Annotated in this window: 15 protein-coding genes; 7 read left to right on the forward strand and 8 right to left on the reverse strand. The window is 70.2% G+C overall.

Translation table 11 applies throughout. From position 1 onward, the window contains the following. The first annotated feature begins 29 nt into the window (after positions 1-29). The 5 genes from ACFYXV_RS14435 (at position 30) to ACFYXV_RS14455 (ending at position 5062) form a co-directional block, all read left to right on the forward strand. The gene (locus ACFYXV_RS14435; RefSeq protein ID WP_385477118.1) at positions 30-725 is read left to right on the forward strand and encodes a TerB family tellurite resistance protein; all 696 of its coding nucleotides are present in this window, start codon (positions 30-32) and stop codon (positions 723-725) included. Between the two features lie 521 nt (positions 726-1246). Continuing rightward, a complete protein-coding gene (locus tag ACFYXV_RS14440; RefSeq protein ID WP_389383016.1) occupies positions 1247-2812 on the forward strand; it encodes a nucleobase:cation symporter-2 family protein in 1566 nt (521 codons plus the stop codon). 84 nt (positions 2813-2896) lie between these two features. Further along, entirely contained in the window at positions 2897-3643 is a 747-nt protein-coding gene (gene recO, locus ACFYXV_RS14445; protein WP_030162779.1) for a DNA repair protein RecO, read from the forward strand. Between the two features lie 11 nt (positions 3644-3654). Further along, on the forward strand, positions 3655-4479 hold the full coding sequence (locus ACFYXV_RS14450) for an isoprenyl transferase (RefSeq protein ID WP_383351720.1): 825 nt from the start codon (positions 3655-3657) through the stop codon (positions 4477-4479). Positions 4480-4567: 88 nt separating this feature from the next. After that, a complete protein-coding gene (locus tag ACFYXV_RS14455; RefSeq protein WP_389383017.1) occupies positions 4568-5062 on the forward strand; it encodes a YcxB family protein in 495 nt (164 codons plus the stop codon). Here the strand turns inward: ACFYXV_RS14455 and ACFYXV_RS14460 are convergent. From ACFYXV_RS14460 to ACFYXV_RS14475, 4 genes are all read right to left on the reverse strand, one after another. Next, positions 5059-5496 (reverse strand): Fur family transcriptional regulator, encoded by a 438-nt coding sequence (locus ACFYXV_RS14460; RefSeq protein WP_078865624.1) that lies wholly within the window; start codon positions 5494-5496, stop codon positions 5059-5061. The genes ACFYXV_RS14455 and ACFYXV_RS14460 overlap by 4 nt on opposite strands. Positions 5497-5557: 61 nt before the next feature. Then, positions 5558-6424, reverse strand: a complete 867-nt coding sequence (locus tag ACFYXV_RS14465) for a metal ABC transporter permease (protein WP_385477217.1) — start codon at positions 6422-6424, stop codon at positions 5558-5560. Then, entirely contained in the window at positions 6424-7215 is a 792-nt protein-coding gene (locus tag ACFYXV_RS14470) for a metal ABC transporter ATP-binding protein (RefSeq protein WP_389383018.1), read from the reverse strand. Before ACFYXV_RS14470 ends, ACFYXV_RS14465 begins: the two co-directional genes overlap by 1 nt. Before the next feature lie 23 nt (positions 7216-7238). After that, positions 7239-8222 (reverse strand): metal ABC transporter substrate-binding protein, encoded by a 984-nt coding sequence (locus ACFYXV_RS14475; protein WP_389383019.1) that lies wholly within the window; start codon positions 8220-8222, stop codon positions 7239-7241. A gap of 155 nt (positions 8223-8377) precedes the next feature. On the opposite strand from ACFYXV_RS14475, the gene ACFYXV_RS14480 reads away from it, so the two are divergent. Beyond that, positions 8378-9760: a glycine--tRNA ligase gene (locus tag ACFYXV_RS14480; protein WP_383351707.1), complete on the forward strand. Its 1383-nt coding sequence runs from the start codon at positions 8378-8380 to the stop codon at positions 9758-9760. Between the two features lie 81 nt (positions 9761-9841). Here the strand turns inward: ACFYXV_RS14480 and ACFYXV_RS14485 are convergent, their stop codons facing one another. The 4 genes from ACFYXV_RS14485 to ACFYXV_RS14500 all read right to left on the reverse strand — a co-directional run bounded on the left by ACFYXV_RS14485 (position 9842) and on the right by ACFYXV_RS14500 (position 12748). Next, complete coding sequence (locus tag ACFYXV_RS14485; protein ID WP_389383020.1) at positions 9842-10567, reverse strand: VC0807 family protein; 726 nt, start codon at positions 10565-10567, stop codon at positions 9842-9844. A gap of 135 nt (positions 10568-10702) precedes the next feature. Beyond that, positions 10703-11296: a TetR family transcriptional regulator gene (locus ACFYXV_RS14490; protein WP_385464158.1), complete on the reverse strand. Its 594-nt coding sequence runs from the start codon at positions 11294-11296 to the stop codon at positions 10703-10705. A 21-nt stretch (positions 11297-11317) separates the two neighbouring features. Further along, entirely contained in the window at positions 11318-12346 is a 1029-nt protein-coding gene (locus ACFYXV_RS14495) for an aldo/keto reductase (RefSeq protein ID WP_389383021.1), read from the reverse strand. A gap of 57 nt (positions 12347-12403) precedes the next feature. Beyond that, complete coding sequence (locus ACFYXV_RS14500; RefSeq protein WP_389383022.1) at positions 12404-12748, reverse strand: DoxX family protein; 345 nt, start codon at positions 12746-12748, stop codon at positions 12404-12406. 91 nt (positions 12749-12839) lie between these two features. On the opposite strand from ACFYXV_RS14500, the gene ACFYXV_RS14505 reads away from it, so the two are divergent. After that, the gene (locus ACFYXV_RS14505) at positions 12840-13295 is read left to right on the forward strand and encodes a MarR family winged helix-turn-helix transcriptional regulator (protein WP_389383023.1); all 456 of its coding nucleotides are present in this window, start codon (positions 12840-12842) and stop codon (positions 13293-13295) included. Positions 13296-13332 lie beyond the last annotated feature (37 nt).

A 13332-nucleotide genomic window follows, 5' to 3' on the forward strand; every position in this document is an offset into this window, starting at 1 on the left:
ATGCTGCCGGAAGGTGACGGAGGTGCGACGTGCTGCCAGTTCGGGGTGGGGACGGCCGGAAGCTGACGGTCTGGGGCATCCGTACCACCTGGAGCACCGTGGGTGACGGGGAGTTCTTCTGCCCCGACTGCGGTGGCGACCGCAACTACCGCCGGCGCACCGGGCGCCGCCGGTTCACGGTCCTCGGCGTCCCGCTGCTGCCGCGCGGAGCGGCCGGGCCCGTCATCGAGTGCCACGGCTGCCGGGAGCGCTTCGACACCGAGGTCCTCGACCACCTGACCACCACCCGCTTCTCGGCGATGCTGCGCGACGCCGTGCACACCGTGACGCTGGCGGTGCTGGCGGCAGGCGGGACCGCCTCGCGCGGGGCGCTGGACGCCGCCGTGTCGGCCGTACGGGCGGCGGGCTTCCAGGACTGCACGGAGGAGCAGTTGGAGTCCCTCGTGGAGGCGCTGGCCACCGACGAGGGCCGGCTCGGGCTGTACGACGTGCCCGAGTGCTGCGGCGCCGCGCTGGCGATCGAGCTCCACGAGGTCCTGGAGCCGCTGGCTCCGCATCTGGCCGGGCCCGGTCGGGAATCGATCCTGCTCCAGGGTGCCCGGATCGCCCTCGCGGACGGCCCGTACACCCCGGCCGAGCGCGAGGTGCTCGCGACGGTGGGCGCCGCGCTGCGGATCGCCTCCGAGGACGTGGCCCGTCTGCTGTCGGCGGTCCGGGCTCCGTAATCCTGACCGAAACGGCCTCGGTCCGGGCTCGGTACGGCCTCGGTGCCGTCTCGGGACGGCCTCGCCGGGCCTTCGACGGGGTAACGATCCGGCCTCGCGCTACTGAATCCGCCCCCCTTCACACTCCGCGTGAAGGGGGGATTCGTGCGTTCCGGCCTCGGCCGTCCACCCCTTGGACATCCGGACGGGGCTTTGACCTGCGCCTACGCGTTTCGACGCGCTCGGCATTACGCCCCTGCGCAGACATCCGCCAGTGGAGATACCCACAGACCTGAGGCCTCCAGGCGTCAACACTTTGTGGAAGTCCACGATATCTGTGAGCACCCCCACAGGCGTTCAATTCCGGTCACACGACGAGACGCCGCCGGTAACACAGCGGGGCTTCGATTCACGTGAACGCACTGACAACCCTGGCGAACCAATGGCTGGGGCCCCTCCCGGCGGTAGCCGGGGGAGACCCGCTTCGCCCAGGGATAACCAGATTCCTCTCGTTTACCTACCTCTTGAAGGGCAAGGCAGAGATGGCACGTGTCGCCGCCCGGTTCCCCGTCAGCGGAGAGCCCAGCACGCACCCGGTCGACGAGGTGCTCCCCCTCCCCAAGCTGGCGCTGTACGGCTTCCAGCACGTACTCGCGTTCTACGCCGGTGCGGTGATCGTCCCGATCATCGTGGGCGGTGCCCTCGGCCTGACCACCGAGCAGCTGGTCTACCTGATCAACGCCGACCTGTTCACCTGCGGCATCGCCTCGATCATCCAAGCGTGGGGCATCGGCCGGATCGGCGCCCGCCTGCCGCTGATCCAGGGCGTCACCTTCACCGCGGTCTCCCCGATGATCGCCATCGGGCTCGGAGCGGGCGGCGGCACGGCGGGCCTGCTCGTCATCTACGGCGCGGTCATCACGGCCGGCATCGCGACCTTCGCCTTCGCCTGGCTGCCCCCCAAGGCCTTCCGTGCGGTCATGAGGCTCTTCCCGCCGGTCGTCACGGGCACGGTGATCACCGTCCTCGGCATCGTCCTGATCCCCGTCGGTCTCAACGACGCCGCGGGCGGTCTCGGCAGCCCGGACTTCGGCGACCCGAAGAACTTCGCGTACGCCGGCGGCACGATGCTCTTCATCCTCGTCCTGATGAAGCTCGGCAAGCCCTTCCTGTCCAGCATCGCGATCCTGATCGGCCTGGTCGGCGGCACCGCGGTCGCCTTCCTGCTCGGCGACGCCAAGTTCGGCGATGTGAGCAACTCGGACTGGATCGGCATCACCACCCCGTTCCACTACGGGGCGCCGAAGTTCGCCTGGTTCCCGATCCTGCTGATGCTCATCGTCATGCTGATCACCATGGTCGAGACGACCGGCGACACGTACGCCGTCGGCGACATCGTCGGCAAGGAGATCGACAGCGAGACCGTGGCCCGCGCCCTGCGCGCCGACGGAGCCGCGACCGCCCTCGGCGGCGTCCTGAACTCCTTCCCGTACGTGGCCTTCGCCGAGAACGTCGGCCTGGTGCGCATGACCAAGGTGAAGAGCCGCTTCGTCGTGGTCGCCGCGGGCGTCTTCATGATCGTGCTCGGGCTGATCCCGAAGGCCGCCGCGATCGTCGCCGCGGTCCCGCACGGAGTGCTCGGCGGCGCGGCGACGGTGATGTTCGCGATGGTGGCGCTGGCCGGTATCCAGACCCTGGCCAAGGTCGACCTCAAGGAGGAGAAGAACGCGCTGGTCGTGGGCGTCTCCCTGGCCTTCGCCCTGCTGCCGGCGACCGTCCCGGTGCTCTTCAAGGACCACATGGGCGCGGACCTGTCCTCGCTCCTCAACAGCGGGGTGACGCTCGGCGCCTCGGCCGCGATCGTGCTCAACCTGATCTTCAACGGCCTGGCCAAGGACGATGCGCACGGCGCCGTACCGGCCGCGGTGCCCTCCCAGGCGACGGCTCCGGCCGCGGCCATGGCGACGGCGACGCCGGCGGCGGAGCCTGCCGAGGCCGAGGCCGAGGCCGAGACGGTGGCCGAGGCCGCCGTCGGCGCCGCCGTGAGCACGGCACCCGCCGTCGCCGTGAAGGCCGGCGCGGACGAGGAGGCCCCGCCCGCCTCCTGACCCTCCCACGGTCGATGGCCCTCCACCCGGACCGGTGTCCGGGCGGAGGGCCATCGCCGCGCCCGGGCAGGCGACAATGGGCGCATGAGTCTGTTCCGCGACGACGGCATCGTGCTGCGCACCCAGAAGCTGGGTGAGGCGGACCGCATCATCACGCTCCTCACCCGGGGCCACGGCCGGGTGCGGGCCGTCGCCCGCGGGGTGCGGCGTACGAAGTCCAAGTTCGGCGCCGGGCTGGAACCTTTCTCCCACGCCGACGTGCAGTTCTTCGCGCGAGGCAGCGAGCTGATCGGCCGCAGCCTCCCGCTCTGCACCCAGACCGAGATCATCGCCCCGTACGGCAACGGCATCGTCACCGACTACGCCCGCTACACCGCCGGCACCGCGATGCTGGAGACCGCCGAGCGGTTCACCGAGAACGAGGGCGAGCCCGCCGTACAGCAGTACCTGCTGCTGATCGGCGCCCTGCGCACGCTCTCGCGCGGCGAGCACGAGCCGAACCTCATCCTCGACGCGTTCCTGCTGCGCTCCCTCGCCGTCAACGGCTACGCGCCCAGCTTCACGGACTGCGCGAAGTGCGGGATCCATGGCCCCAACCGGCACTTCTCGGTCGCCGCGGGCGGGGTCGTCTGCGGTGACTGCCGGGTCGCCGGCAGCGTCGTACCCTCGTCGGAGGCCATCGCCCTGCTCAGCGCGCTGCTGACGGGCGACTGGGGGCATGCGGACGCCTGCGAGGCGCGGTACGTGCGGGAGGGCAGTGGGCTCGTCTCCGCCTATTTGCACTGGCATCTGGAGCGCGGGCTACGCTCCCTGCGATACGTCGAGAAATAGGAGCTGGACACATGGCACGACGCGGGATTCTGGGGCGCTCTCGCCGGGAGTACAAGGTTCCCGAGCCGCACCCGTCCGGTGAGCGCCCGCCGAAGATCCCCGGCGAGCTCGTCCCGAACCACGTCGCGGTGGTCATGGACGGCAACGGCCGCTGGGCCAAGGAGCGCGGGCTGCCGCGCACCGAGGGCCACAAGGTCGGCGAGGGCGTCGTGCTCGACGTGCTCAAGGGCTGCCTGGAGATGGGCGTCAAGAACCTCTCCCTGTACGCCTTCTCGACGGAGAACTGGAAGCGCTCGCCCGACGAGGTCCGCTTCCTGATGAACTTCAACCGTGACGTCATCCGGCGCCGCCGCGACGAGATGAACGAGCTGGGCATCCGGATCCGCTGGGTCGGCCGCATGCCGAAGATGTGGAAGTCGGTCGTCCAGGAGCTCCAGGTCGCCCAGGAGCAGACCGTCGACAACGACGCGATGACCCTGTACTTCTGCGTGAACTACGGCGGCCGCGCGGAGATCGCGGACGCGGCGCAGGCGATCGCCCGGGACGTGGCCGCGGGGAGGCTGGACCCGTCGAAGGTCAACGAGAAGACCTTCGCGAAGTACATGTACTACCCGGACATGCCGGACGTGGACCTGTTCCTGCGGCCGAGCGGCGAGCAGCGCACCTCCAACTACCTGCTCTGGCAGAGCGCCTACGCCGAGATGGTCTTCCAGGACGTGCTGTGGCCGGACTTCGACCGCCGCGACCTGTGGGCGGCCTGCCTGGAGTACGCCCAGCGCGACCGCCGCTTCGGCGGCGCCGTCCCGAACCAGCCCGAGCCGGGCCCCAGGGCCTGAGGGTCGCCTAAGCTCCTGTGTCATGCACATGAGTGAGGATGGCGCGCGGTCGACGCGCACGCGGCCGGCCGGGCGGACGGAACAGGCCGTGTTCGTGTACGAGCCGGCGTTCGAGGACTTCCGCGGGGCCGTCCGGGCCCGCGCCCGGCGGACGGGGGCGGGCCGCGCGGAGACGGTCCTGGTCCCGCTGGTGACGACCGGCGTCATGGTGGGGTTCGCCCTGTTCCGGGGGTTCCTGCCGGGCCTCGTCGCGGTCTGCGCGGTGCTGGGCCTGGGCGCCGGGGCCTTCGGGGTCTCGCGCGGTCGGCGCGGCATGGCGCGCCGGCTCCACGGGGTGATGGCAGCGTACGGGCAGTGCCGCACGGTGGTCGACGAGCGGGGCACCGCTACGACCGGCCGGACCATGTCGTACACGGGCGACTGGACGCTCTTCACGCACTGGGCCGAGACGCCGGAGCTCTTCGTCCTGCTCGGGGGCCCGCGCGCGAGCTGCCTCGCGGTGCTGCCGAAGCGGGGGGCCGAGGAGCCGGCCGACGTCGACCGCCTGCGCGGGATCCTCGACCGGAACCTGCGCAGGCTCTAGGCGGAGGCGGAGGCCGCCGCGCAGTCGGCGCAGGTGCCGAAGATCTCCACCGTGTGGGCCACGTTCACGTAGCCGTGCTCGGCCGCGATGGACTCCGCCCACTTCTCCACCGCCGGGCCCTCCACCTCGACCGCCTTGCCGCACTTGCGGCAGACCAGGTGATGGTGGTGGTCCCCCGTGGAACAGCGCCGGTAGACCGACTCCCCGTCGCTGGTGCGCAGTACGTCGACCTCGCCGGCGTCGGCGAGCGACTGGAGGGTGCGGTACACGGTGGTCAGGCCCACCGAGTCACCGCGGTGCTTGAGCATGTCGTGCAGTTCCTGGGCGCTGCGGAACTCGTCCACCTCGTCCAGCGCCGCGGCGACGGCTGCCCGCTGCCGGGTGGATCGTCCTCGTACTGGCGCGGTATTCATCTCGCCAGGCGCAGTCGCCACCGGTTCCTCCTCGTATCGGCCTCGGCCCATTGTGCCAGGCGGCCGTACCTCCCGGATCTGCCTAGACCTTCACATCATCGCGCGTGCAGACCTCTTCGGTGGCGCGGGCCGCGTTCGCGCGGCGCCGGGCCAGCGGGGTGGACACCGCTGTCATCACCATGAAGACGCCGATGGCGAGCAGCACGATCGTGCCGCCCGAGGGGGCGTCGATGTAGTACGTCAGGGTCGTGCCGGAGAGCGACACCAGCACGCCGATCACCATGGCCACCGACAGCGTCGCGGTGAACCCGCGGGTGACGCGCTGCGCCGCCGCGACCGGGATCACCATCATGGCGCTGACCAGCAGCAGGCCGACGATGCGCATGGCCACGGTGACGGTGACGGCGGCGGTGACCGCGATCAGCAGGTTCAGGAAGCGCACCGGCAGGCCGGTGACCCGGGCGAACTCCTCGTCCTGGCAGACGGCGAACAGCTGGCGGCGCAGTCCGAGGGTGACGGCGATGACGAAGGCCGCGAGGATCACGACGGCCGTGACGTCCTCGGCGGAGACCGTGGTGATCGATCCGAAGAGGTAGCTGGTCAGGTTGGCCGTCGAGCCGCCCGGAGCCAGGTTGATGATCATCACGCCGCCGGCCAGGCCGCCGTAGAAGAGCATGGCGAGGGCGATGTCGCCGCTTGTCTTGCCGCGGGAGCGGATCAGCTCCATGCCGACCGCGCCGATCACCGCGACCAGGGTCGCCATCCACACCGGGCTCGCGTTGAAGAGGAAGCCGAGCGCGACACCGGTCATGGCCACGTGGCCGATGCCGTCGCCCATGACGGCCTGGCGGCGCTGGACGAGGTACGTGCCGATGGCGGGGGCGGTGACGCCGACCAGGACGGCCGCGAGCAGGGCCCGCTGCATGAAGGCGTAGTGGAGGAGGTCCATCAGCTCAGCAATCCCGTCCGGAGCGGCTCGGCGTCGTGCGCCGCGTGGGGGTGTACGTGGTCGTGGCCGGGCAGGGCGTGCTGCCCCACGGCCTCGGGCGGCGGGCCGTCGTGGACGACGCAGCCGTCGCGCAGGACGACGGCGCGGTCGATCAGCGGCTCCAGCGGGCCCAGCTCGTGCAGGACGAGCAGGACGGTCGAGCCGGCGGAGACCTGCTCGCGCAGGGCGTTCGCGAGGACCTCCTGGTTGGCGAGGTCCACGCCGGCCATCGGCTCGTCCATGATCAGGAGTTCGGGCTCCACGGCGAGCGCCCGCGCGATGAGTACGCGCTGGTGCTGGCCGCCGGAGAGGGCGTTGACGGAGGCGTCGGCGTGCTGGCTCATGTCGACGAGGGCCAGGGCCCGCTCGACGGCCGCCTTGTCGGCCTTGCGCAGGATGCCGAAACGGGAGCGGGCGAGCCGGCCCGAGGAGACGACCTCGCGGACGGTGGCCGGGACCCCGCTGGCGGCGGTGGTGCGCTGCGGGACGTACCCGATGCGCGACCAGGCGCGGAAGCGCTTGAAGTCGGTGCCGAACAGGGCCAGCCCGCCGTCGGAGAGCGGGACCTGACCGACGATCGCGCGCACGGCCGTGGACTTGCCCGAGCCGTTGGCGCCGAGCAGCGCGACGACCTCGCCGCGCCGCACGGTGAGGTCGACCCCGCGCAGCACGGGGCGCGAGCCGAGCGAGGCCGTGGCCCCGCGCAGGGATATGACGGGCTGGTCCGCTGCCTCCGCGGGCTGGGACTCCATGGCACGCGCCTCCGTTACTGCCATCACTTGCTACCGAGCGCCTTCTGCAGGTTCTTCAGGTTGGACCGCATGACCTCGAAGTAGTCAGCGCCCTGGGACTTGTCGGTGATTCCTTCGAGCGGGTCGAGGACATCGGTCTTCAGGCCCGTGTCGGCGGCGAGCGTCTTGGCGGTCTTGTCGCTGGCCAGGGTCTCGAAGAACACGGTCGAGACATTGTCCTTCTTCGCGACGGCCTGGAGCTCCTTCATCCGGGCCGGGCTCGGCTCGGACTCGGGGTCCACGCCGGAGATGCCCTCCTGGTCGAGGCCGTAGCGCTCGGCGAGGTAGCCGAAGGCGGAGTGCGTGGTGATGAAGGTCTTGGAGGCGGTGTTCTTCAGGCCGTCCTTGAACTCCGTGTCGAGCGCCGTGAGCTTGCCGAGCAGCTCGTCGGTGTTCTTGCGGTAGTCCGCCGCGTGGTCCGGGTCGGCCTTCTCCAGGGCCGCGCCCACGCCCTTGGCGACCTCGGCGTACTTCACCGGGTCGAGCCAGACGTGCGGGTCCTCGCCGGCCTCGCCGTGGGAGTGGCCGTGGCCCTCCTCGCCCTCGGTATGGCCCTCCTCGCCCTCGTGGGCGTGGTCGTGGCCCGAGGAACCGTGGACCTCCAGCTTGGTGAGCTTGGCGGCGTCGACGACGTTCTTCACGCCGGACTGGGCGACGGCCTTGTCGACGGCGGGCTGGAGGCCCTTGAGGTAGAGGACGACATCGGATTCGCCCAGCTGCCCGGTCTGCTTCGGGGTGATCTCCAGGTCGTGCGGTTCGACGCCCGGCTTGGTCAGGGTGTCGGCCTTCACGTGGTCCTTGCCGATCTGTTCGGCGAGGAACTGCATCGGGTAGAACGACGACATGACGTGCAGCTTGCCGTCCTTGCCGGTTCCGGCAGAGGCTCCGGAGCACGCGGTGAGGGCCGTGGCGCCGAGGGTCACGGCTCCGGCGAGGGCGGCGGCGGGTATGAGGCGTCGTACGTTCATGACATCCATTTTCATCAAAGATGGAAACGATTGTCAAAAACCCAGGTGGGGGGCCCGGGGGAGGCGCCCTCGAACGGGAACCGATTTGAAAGGGGGGGTGCGGGCGCCGGTAACCTAAAGCCTTCGCCGTTCGTCCTCGTAATGAAGAGAGCACCGTGGCCGCCGACAAGATCGAAACCATCGTCAGCCTGAGCAAGCGCCGTGGCTTCGTTTTCCCGTGCAGTGACATCTACGGCGGCTCCAAGGCCGCCTGGGACTACGGTCCGCTGGGTGTCGAGCTCAAGGAGAACATCAAGCGCCAGTGGTGGAAGGCCATGGTCACCGGGCGCGAGGACATCGTCGGCCTCGACTCTTCCGTGATCCTGGCCCCCGAGGTCTGGGTGGCCTCCGGCCACGTCGCGACCTTCTCGGACCCGCTGACCGAGTGCACCTCCTGTCACAAGCGCCACCGCGCCGACCACCTGGAAGAGGCGTACGAGGCCAAGCACGGCCGCCTCCCCGCGAACGGCCTCGCCGACATCAACTGCCCCAACTGCGGCGTGAAGGGCCAGTTCACCGAGCCGAAGCAGTTCTCCGGCATGCTGGAGACCCACCTCGGCCCGACCCAGGACACCGGCTCGAAGGCGTTCCTGCGCCCCGAGACCGCCCAGGGCATCTTCACCAACTACGCCCACGTGCAGACCACCGCGCGCAAGAAGCCCCCGTTCGGCATCGCGCAGATGGGCAAGTCCTTCCGCAACGAGATCACTCCGGGCAACTTCATCTTCCGCACGCGCGAGTTCGAGCAGATGGAGATGGAGTTCTTCGTCAAGCCGGGCGAGGACGAGCAGTGGCAGGAGTACTGGATGCAGGAGCGGTGGAACTGGTACCGCGACCTCGGCATCCGCGAGGAGAACATCCGCTGGTACGAGCACCCGAAGGAGAAGCTGTCCCACTACTCGAAGCGCACCGCCGACATCGAGTACCGCTTCAACTTCGGCGGCAACGAGTTCTCCGAGCTTGAGGGCGTCGCCAACCGCACCGACTTCGACCTGAAGGCGCACTCCGCGGCCTCCGGCCAGGAGCTCGTCTACTTCGACCAGGAGACGAAGGAGAAGTACACCCCGTACGTCATCGAGCCGGCGGCCGGTGTGAACCGCGCGATGCTCGCCTTCATGCTCGACGCGTTCAACGAGGACGAGGCCCCGAACGCCAAGGGCGTCATGGAGAAGCGCACCGTGATGCGCTTCGACCCGCGCCTGGCCCCGATCAAGGTCGCCGTCCTGCCGCTGTCCCGCAACGCGCAGCTGTCGCCGAAGGCCAAGGGCCTCGCCGCCGACCTGCGCAAGTTCTGGAACATCGAGTTCGACGACGCGGGCGCCATCGGCCGCCGCTACCGCCGCCAGGACGAGATCGGTACGCCGTTCTGCGTCACCGTCGACTTCGACACCCTGGACGACAACGCGGTGACCGTGCGCGAGCGCGACACCATGAAGCAGGAGCGCGTCTCCCTGGACCAGATCCAGAGCTACCTCGGCAGCCGTCTGCTCGGCTGCTAGGTCCCTGCCCCGTGCGGGGCGGAACGGCCGGTGGCCCGGTGCGCGTCACGCGCACCGGGCCACCGTCGTTTCCGCCCCGGTTCAGGCCTGGGCCTGGGACTGGACCCGGGCCTCCGCCTCGGCCGCCTCGGCGGCACGCCGCTCACCCTCGGCCTGCGAGCGCTTCGCGTAGCGCGCGGTCCACAGGGCCAGCAGGCCCAGCGTCCCGTAGATCAGGACCGGGCTGACGACCACCATGGTGTCGGTGGGCAGCAGGTACGCCAGGCCGACCCGCACCGCGGCCTCCGCCAGGTAGGCCACTCCCCACACGGTGGTCATGACGGTCATCGTGCGGCGGAAGCCGTCGAACTGCCACAGGCCGTTCCACCAGGCGGTGCTCTCGGGGGTGCCGTCGGTGGCGAACTTGCGGCCGAAGTAGAACATCAGCGGACGCGGTGCGAGCAGGGTGGCGAGGCAGAGCAGCCCGAACAGCCCGGTCACCCCCGAGTCCTTGATCAGCAGCGCGCGCGCCGAGTGCGCGCCGACGAGCGAGACGACGGCCGTGATCACCAGGAACACCAGGGTGACGATGGCGAATTCGTCCAGCTTGCGGCGCCAGGCCAGGCTGATGGCACTGTCGAGCACCGGCCACGCGCCGCTGACCAGCAGCGCGCTGAACTCGCTCCAGCCGTGGTCGTGCAGCTGGTTGTACGTGAGGATCGGCGCGACCACGTTGAGGCCGATGGTCAGGATCCAGCCGAGGGCAGCGGCGCCGCCCGAACGGGCCGGAGGCTTGGGCTGCGTCGCCTGAGTTGGTTGAGCGGACAAGGTTCCCCCTGGAACGTGCCTGATGAAGGGTGGTAGGGGGAACGTATGGAGTTTGACGGGGTACGGACAAGGTGAGCTCGTGCCAAATGATCATCAAGTCGTCCGGAGTGGCCCGTTCCGGACGTTCTCGGCCGGTCAGGCGCGCAGGCCCCGGATCACGAGCGCGGTGACCGCCTCGAACTCCGTGATGATCGTGGGCTTCTGCCATTCCGCCGCGTACTGCGGATCATGGAAACGGCCGGTGGCGTCGAACACCGCCCGGGCGGCTCCCGGGACATCGGGCGCGCTGAGCGAGCCCGCCGCGACGCCCTCAGCGATGATCCGGCACAACTGCTCGATCAGCTGACTCAGATGGTGGTCCACCACGCCGCTGTTCTCGGCGAGCAGCACCGTGTACGTCGCGAACAGCTCCGGGTCGTCACCCGCCTTGTGGCGCTTGGCCTCGAACAGCGCCTCCAGCCACGCCTCCAGCTTGGAGGGCGCGGTCCCGGTGGGGGCCGACGTGATCGCTTCCAGGAGGATGACGTTCTTGGTGAGCCAGCGGTCCGTGACCGCCTCGCGCAGCGCCGCCTTCGACGGGAAGTGCCGGTACACACTGCCGTGGCTGACGCCTAGGGCGCGGGCCACGTCCACCACGGTCGCCTTGGTGGGGCCGAAGCGGCGCAGCACCTCCTCGGTGGTCTCGAGGATGCGCTCGGGTGTCAGGGGCTCGGCAGCAGCGGGGGGCATGAGTACGACCGTACCGCCCGCTCAGTGCTCGCTGTCGAGGTGGGCCATCTGCGCTTCCGGGTACCGGTCGCCGGCCGCCGCTCCCGCGGGGACCGCCTCCTCGATGGCCGCAAGGTCCGCGGTCGTCAGCTCCACGGCCATGGCACCCAGTGCCTCGGACAGTCTGTCCCGGCGGCGGGCGCCCACCAGCGGCACGATGTCCTCGCCGCGCGAGAGCACCCAGGCGATGGCGGTCTGCGCGACGCTGACCCCCTTGTCCTCCGCGACCTTGCGCAGGGCGTCGACCAGGTCGAGATTGCGCTGCAGGTTCTCGCCCTGGAAGCGCGGGCTCATCCCGCGGAAGTCGCCCGGCGCCAGCTCCCGGTCGCGGCTGAAGTGCCCGCTGATCAGACCGCGGCTCAGCACCCCGTACGCCGTGACCCCGATGCCCAGCTCTCGGGCGGTCGGCAGGATCTCCGCCTCGATGCCGCGGGAGACGAGCGAGTACTCGATCTGGAGGTCCGAGATCGGCGCCACGGCGGCGGCCCGGCGCAGGGTGTCGGCGCCGACCTCCGAGAGGCCGATGTGCCGCACGTGCCCGGCCTCGACGGCCTCGGCGATGGCGCCGACGGTCTCCTCGATCGGGACGTCCGGATCGACGCGGGCGATCCGGTAGACGTCGATGTGGTCCCGGCCCAGCCGCTGGAGCGAGTAGGCCAGGAAGTTCTTGACGGCCTCGGGGCGGCCGTCATAGCCGGTGAAGCCGCCCTCGACGGTGCGCAGGGCGCCGAACTTCACGCTGATCAGCGCCTGCTCCGCGGCCGCGGCGGGCGCGGAGCGCAGGGCTTCGCCGATCAGCATCTCGTTGTGCCCCATGCCGTAGAAGTCGCCCGTGTCGAGCAGTGCGCTCGCGCCCTCGGGGACGGCGTCCAGGTAGGCGTGGATGGTCGCGATCGACTCGGTGCGGTCGGCCTCCCCGTACAGGGCGGACATGCCCATGCAGCCCAGCCCCAGCGGGAAGACGGAGGGGCCGGTGGAGCCGAGGGTTCGGGTGTTCTCGTTCGTGGTCATGGAACAACCATGGCATGACGGGTGACAGATTTCAATATCTGTCACCCGTCAGGGCGGCTACGCCGCCACCCGGAGGGCCAGGGCCGCCGCCGCGACCAGGGCGAGGACGGCCGCAGGGGCCAGTTCGAAGTCCTTGACCCGCAGGTGGCTGATGACCGCGCCGATGAAGTAGAGCGTCACGCCGACCGCGGCGGCCACGCCCAGCGGAGTCACCCACAGGCCCGCCACCAGGCCTATCGCGCCGGCGGCCTTCAGGGTGGCCAGCCGCGGCAGCCAGGAGTCCGGCACCCGGACCTTCCGCATGCTCGCCACGACCGCCTCGTTCCGCTGGAGCGTGAAGGTGGCGGACGCGGCCAGGACGAGGGTGAGCAGGCCGGCGACGACGGCGTAGGCAATGAACATGATGAACTCCAACGATTGATGATGTCAGATCATTGAACAGCATCAACGATCGGGAGCCCGCAACCATTCCCGGATTGTTACGATGTCCGATATGACGGCAGCTCAGGAGTCCCCGCACCCCCCGCAGCGGCTGGGCCTGCTCCTGGCCTGGCACGGCTCGATCACCGAGTCACTCATGAAGCGGGCGCTCAGTACGGCCGGGCTCACCCCGCGCCACGCGATGACGCTGATGTATCTGGAGGACGGCCCCATCGGCCAGCGGGCCCTCGCCGAGCGGCTGGACGTGGATCCGAGCGTGCTGGTCGGCATCCTCAACGACCTGGAGGGGGAGGGGCTGGCCGTCCGCCGCCGGGACCCGGCCGACCGCCGCCGCCACAACGTGGCCATCACCGAGGCCGGATCGACGGCCCTCGCCAAGACGAACGCGGCCCTCGACGAGGTGGAGCTCTCGCTCTTCTCCGCGTTCTCGCACGCCGACAAGAACGCGCTGCGCGCACTGCTCGGCCGGATCGACTCGAACCCCGAGCACTTCGACTGCGGGGAGTAGGAGCCCTCCGGGCCCGCCCGCCCCCCCCGCAGCCCTG

The sequence above is a fragment of the Streptomyces sp. NPDC002181 genome, from assembly GCF_042890485.1.
Taxonomy (GTDB): Bacteria; Actinomycetota; Actinomycetes; order Streptomycetales; family Streptomycetaceae; genus Streptomyces.

Coding starts and splice junctions, on each gene's coding strand:
- ACFYXV_RS14440 (WP_389383016.1), top strand. CDS start 1,247: ATGGCACGTGTCGCCGCCCGGTTCCCCGTCAGCGGAGAGCCCAGCACG.
- recO (WP_030162779.1), top strand. CDS start 2,897: ATGAGTCTGTTCCGCGACGACGGCATCGTGCTGCGCACCCAGAAGCTG.
- ACFYXV_RS14450 (WP_383351720.1), top strand. CDS start 3,655: ATGGCACGACGCGGGATTCTGGGGCGCTCTCGCCGGGAGTACAAGGTT.
- ACFYXV_RS14465 (WP_385477217.1), bottom strand. CDS start 6,424: ATGGACCTCCTCCACTACGCCTTCATGCAGCGGGCCCTGCTCGCGGCC.
- ACFYXV_RS14470 (WP_389383018.1), bottom strand. CDS start 7,215: ATGGAGTCCCAGCCCGCGGAGGCAGCGGACCAGCCCGTCATATCCCTG.
- ACFYXV_RS14475 (WP_389383019.1), bottom strand. CDS start 8,222: ATGAACGTACGACGCCTCATACCCGCCGCCGCCCTCGCCGGAGCCGTG.
- ACFYXV_RS14490 (WP_385464158.1), bottom strand. CDS start 11,296: ATGCCCCCCGCTGCTGCCGAGCCCCTGACACCCGAGCGCATCCTCGAG.
- ACFYXV_RS14495 (WP_389383021.1), bottom strand. CDS start 12,346: ATGACCACGAACGAGAACACCCGAACCCTCGGCTCCACCGGCCCCTCC.
- ACFYXV_RS14500 (WP_389383022.1), bottom strand. CDS start 12,748: ATGTTCATTGCCTACGCCGTCGTCGCCGGCCTGCTCACCCTCGTCCTG.
- ACFYXV_RS14505 (WP_389383023.1), top strand. CDS start 12,840: ATGACGGCAGCTCAGGAGTCCCCGCACCCCCCGCAGCGGCTGGGCCTG.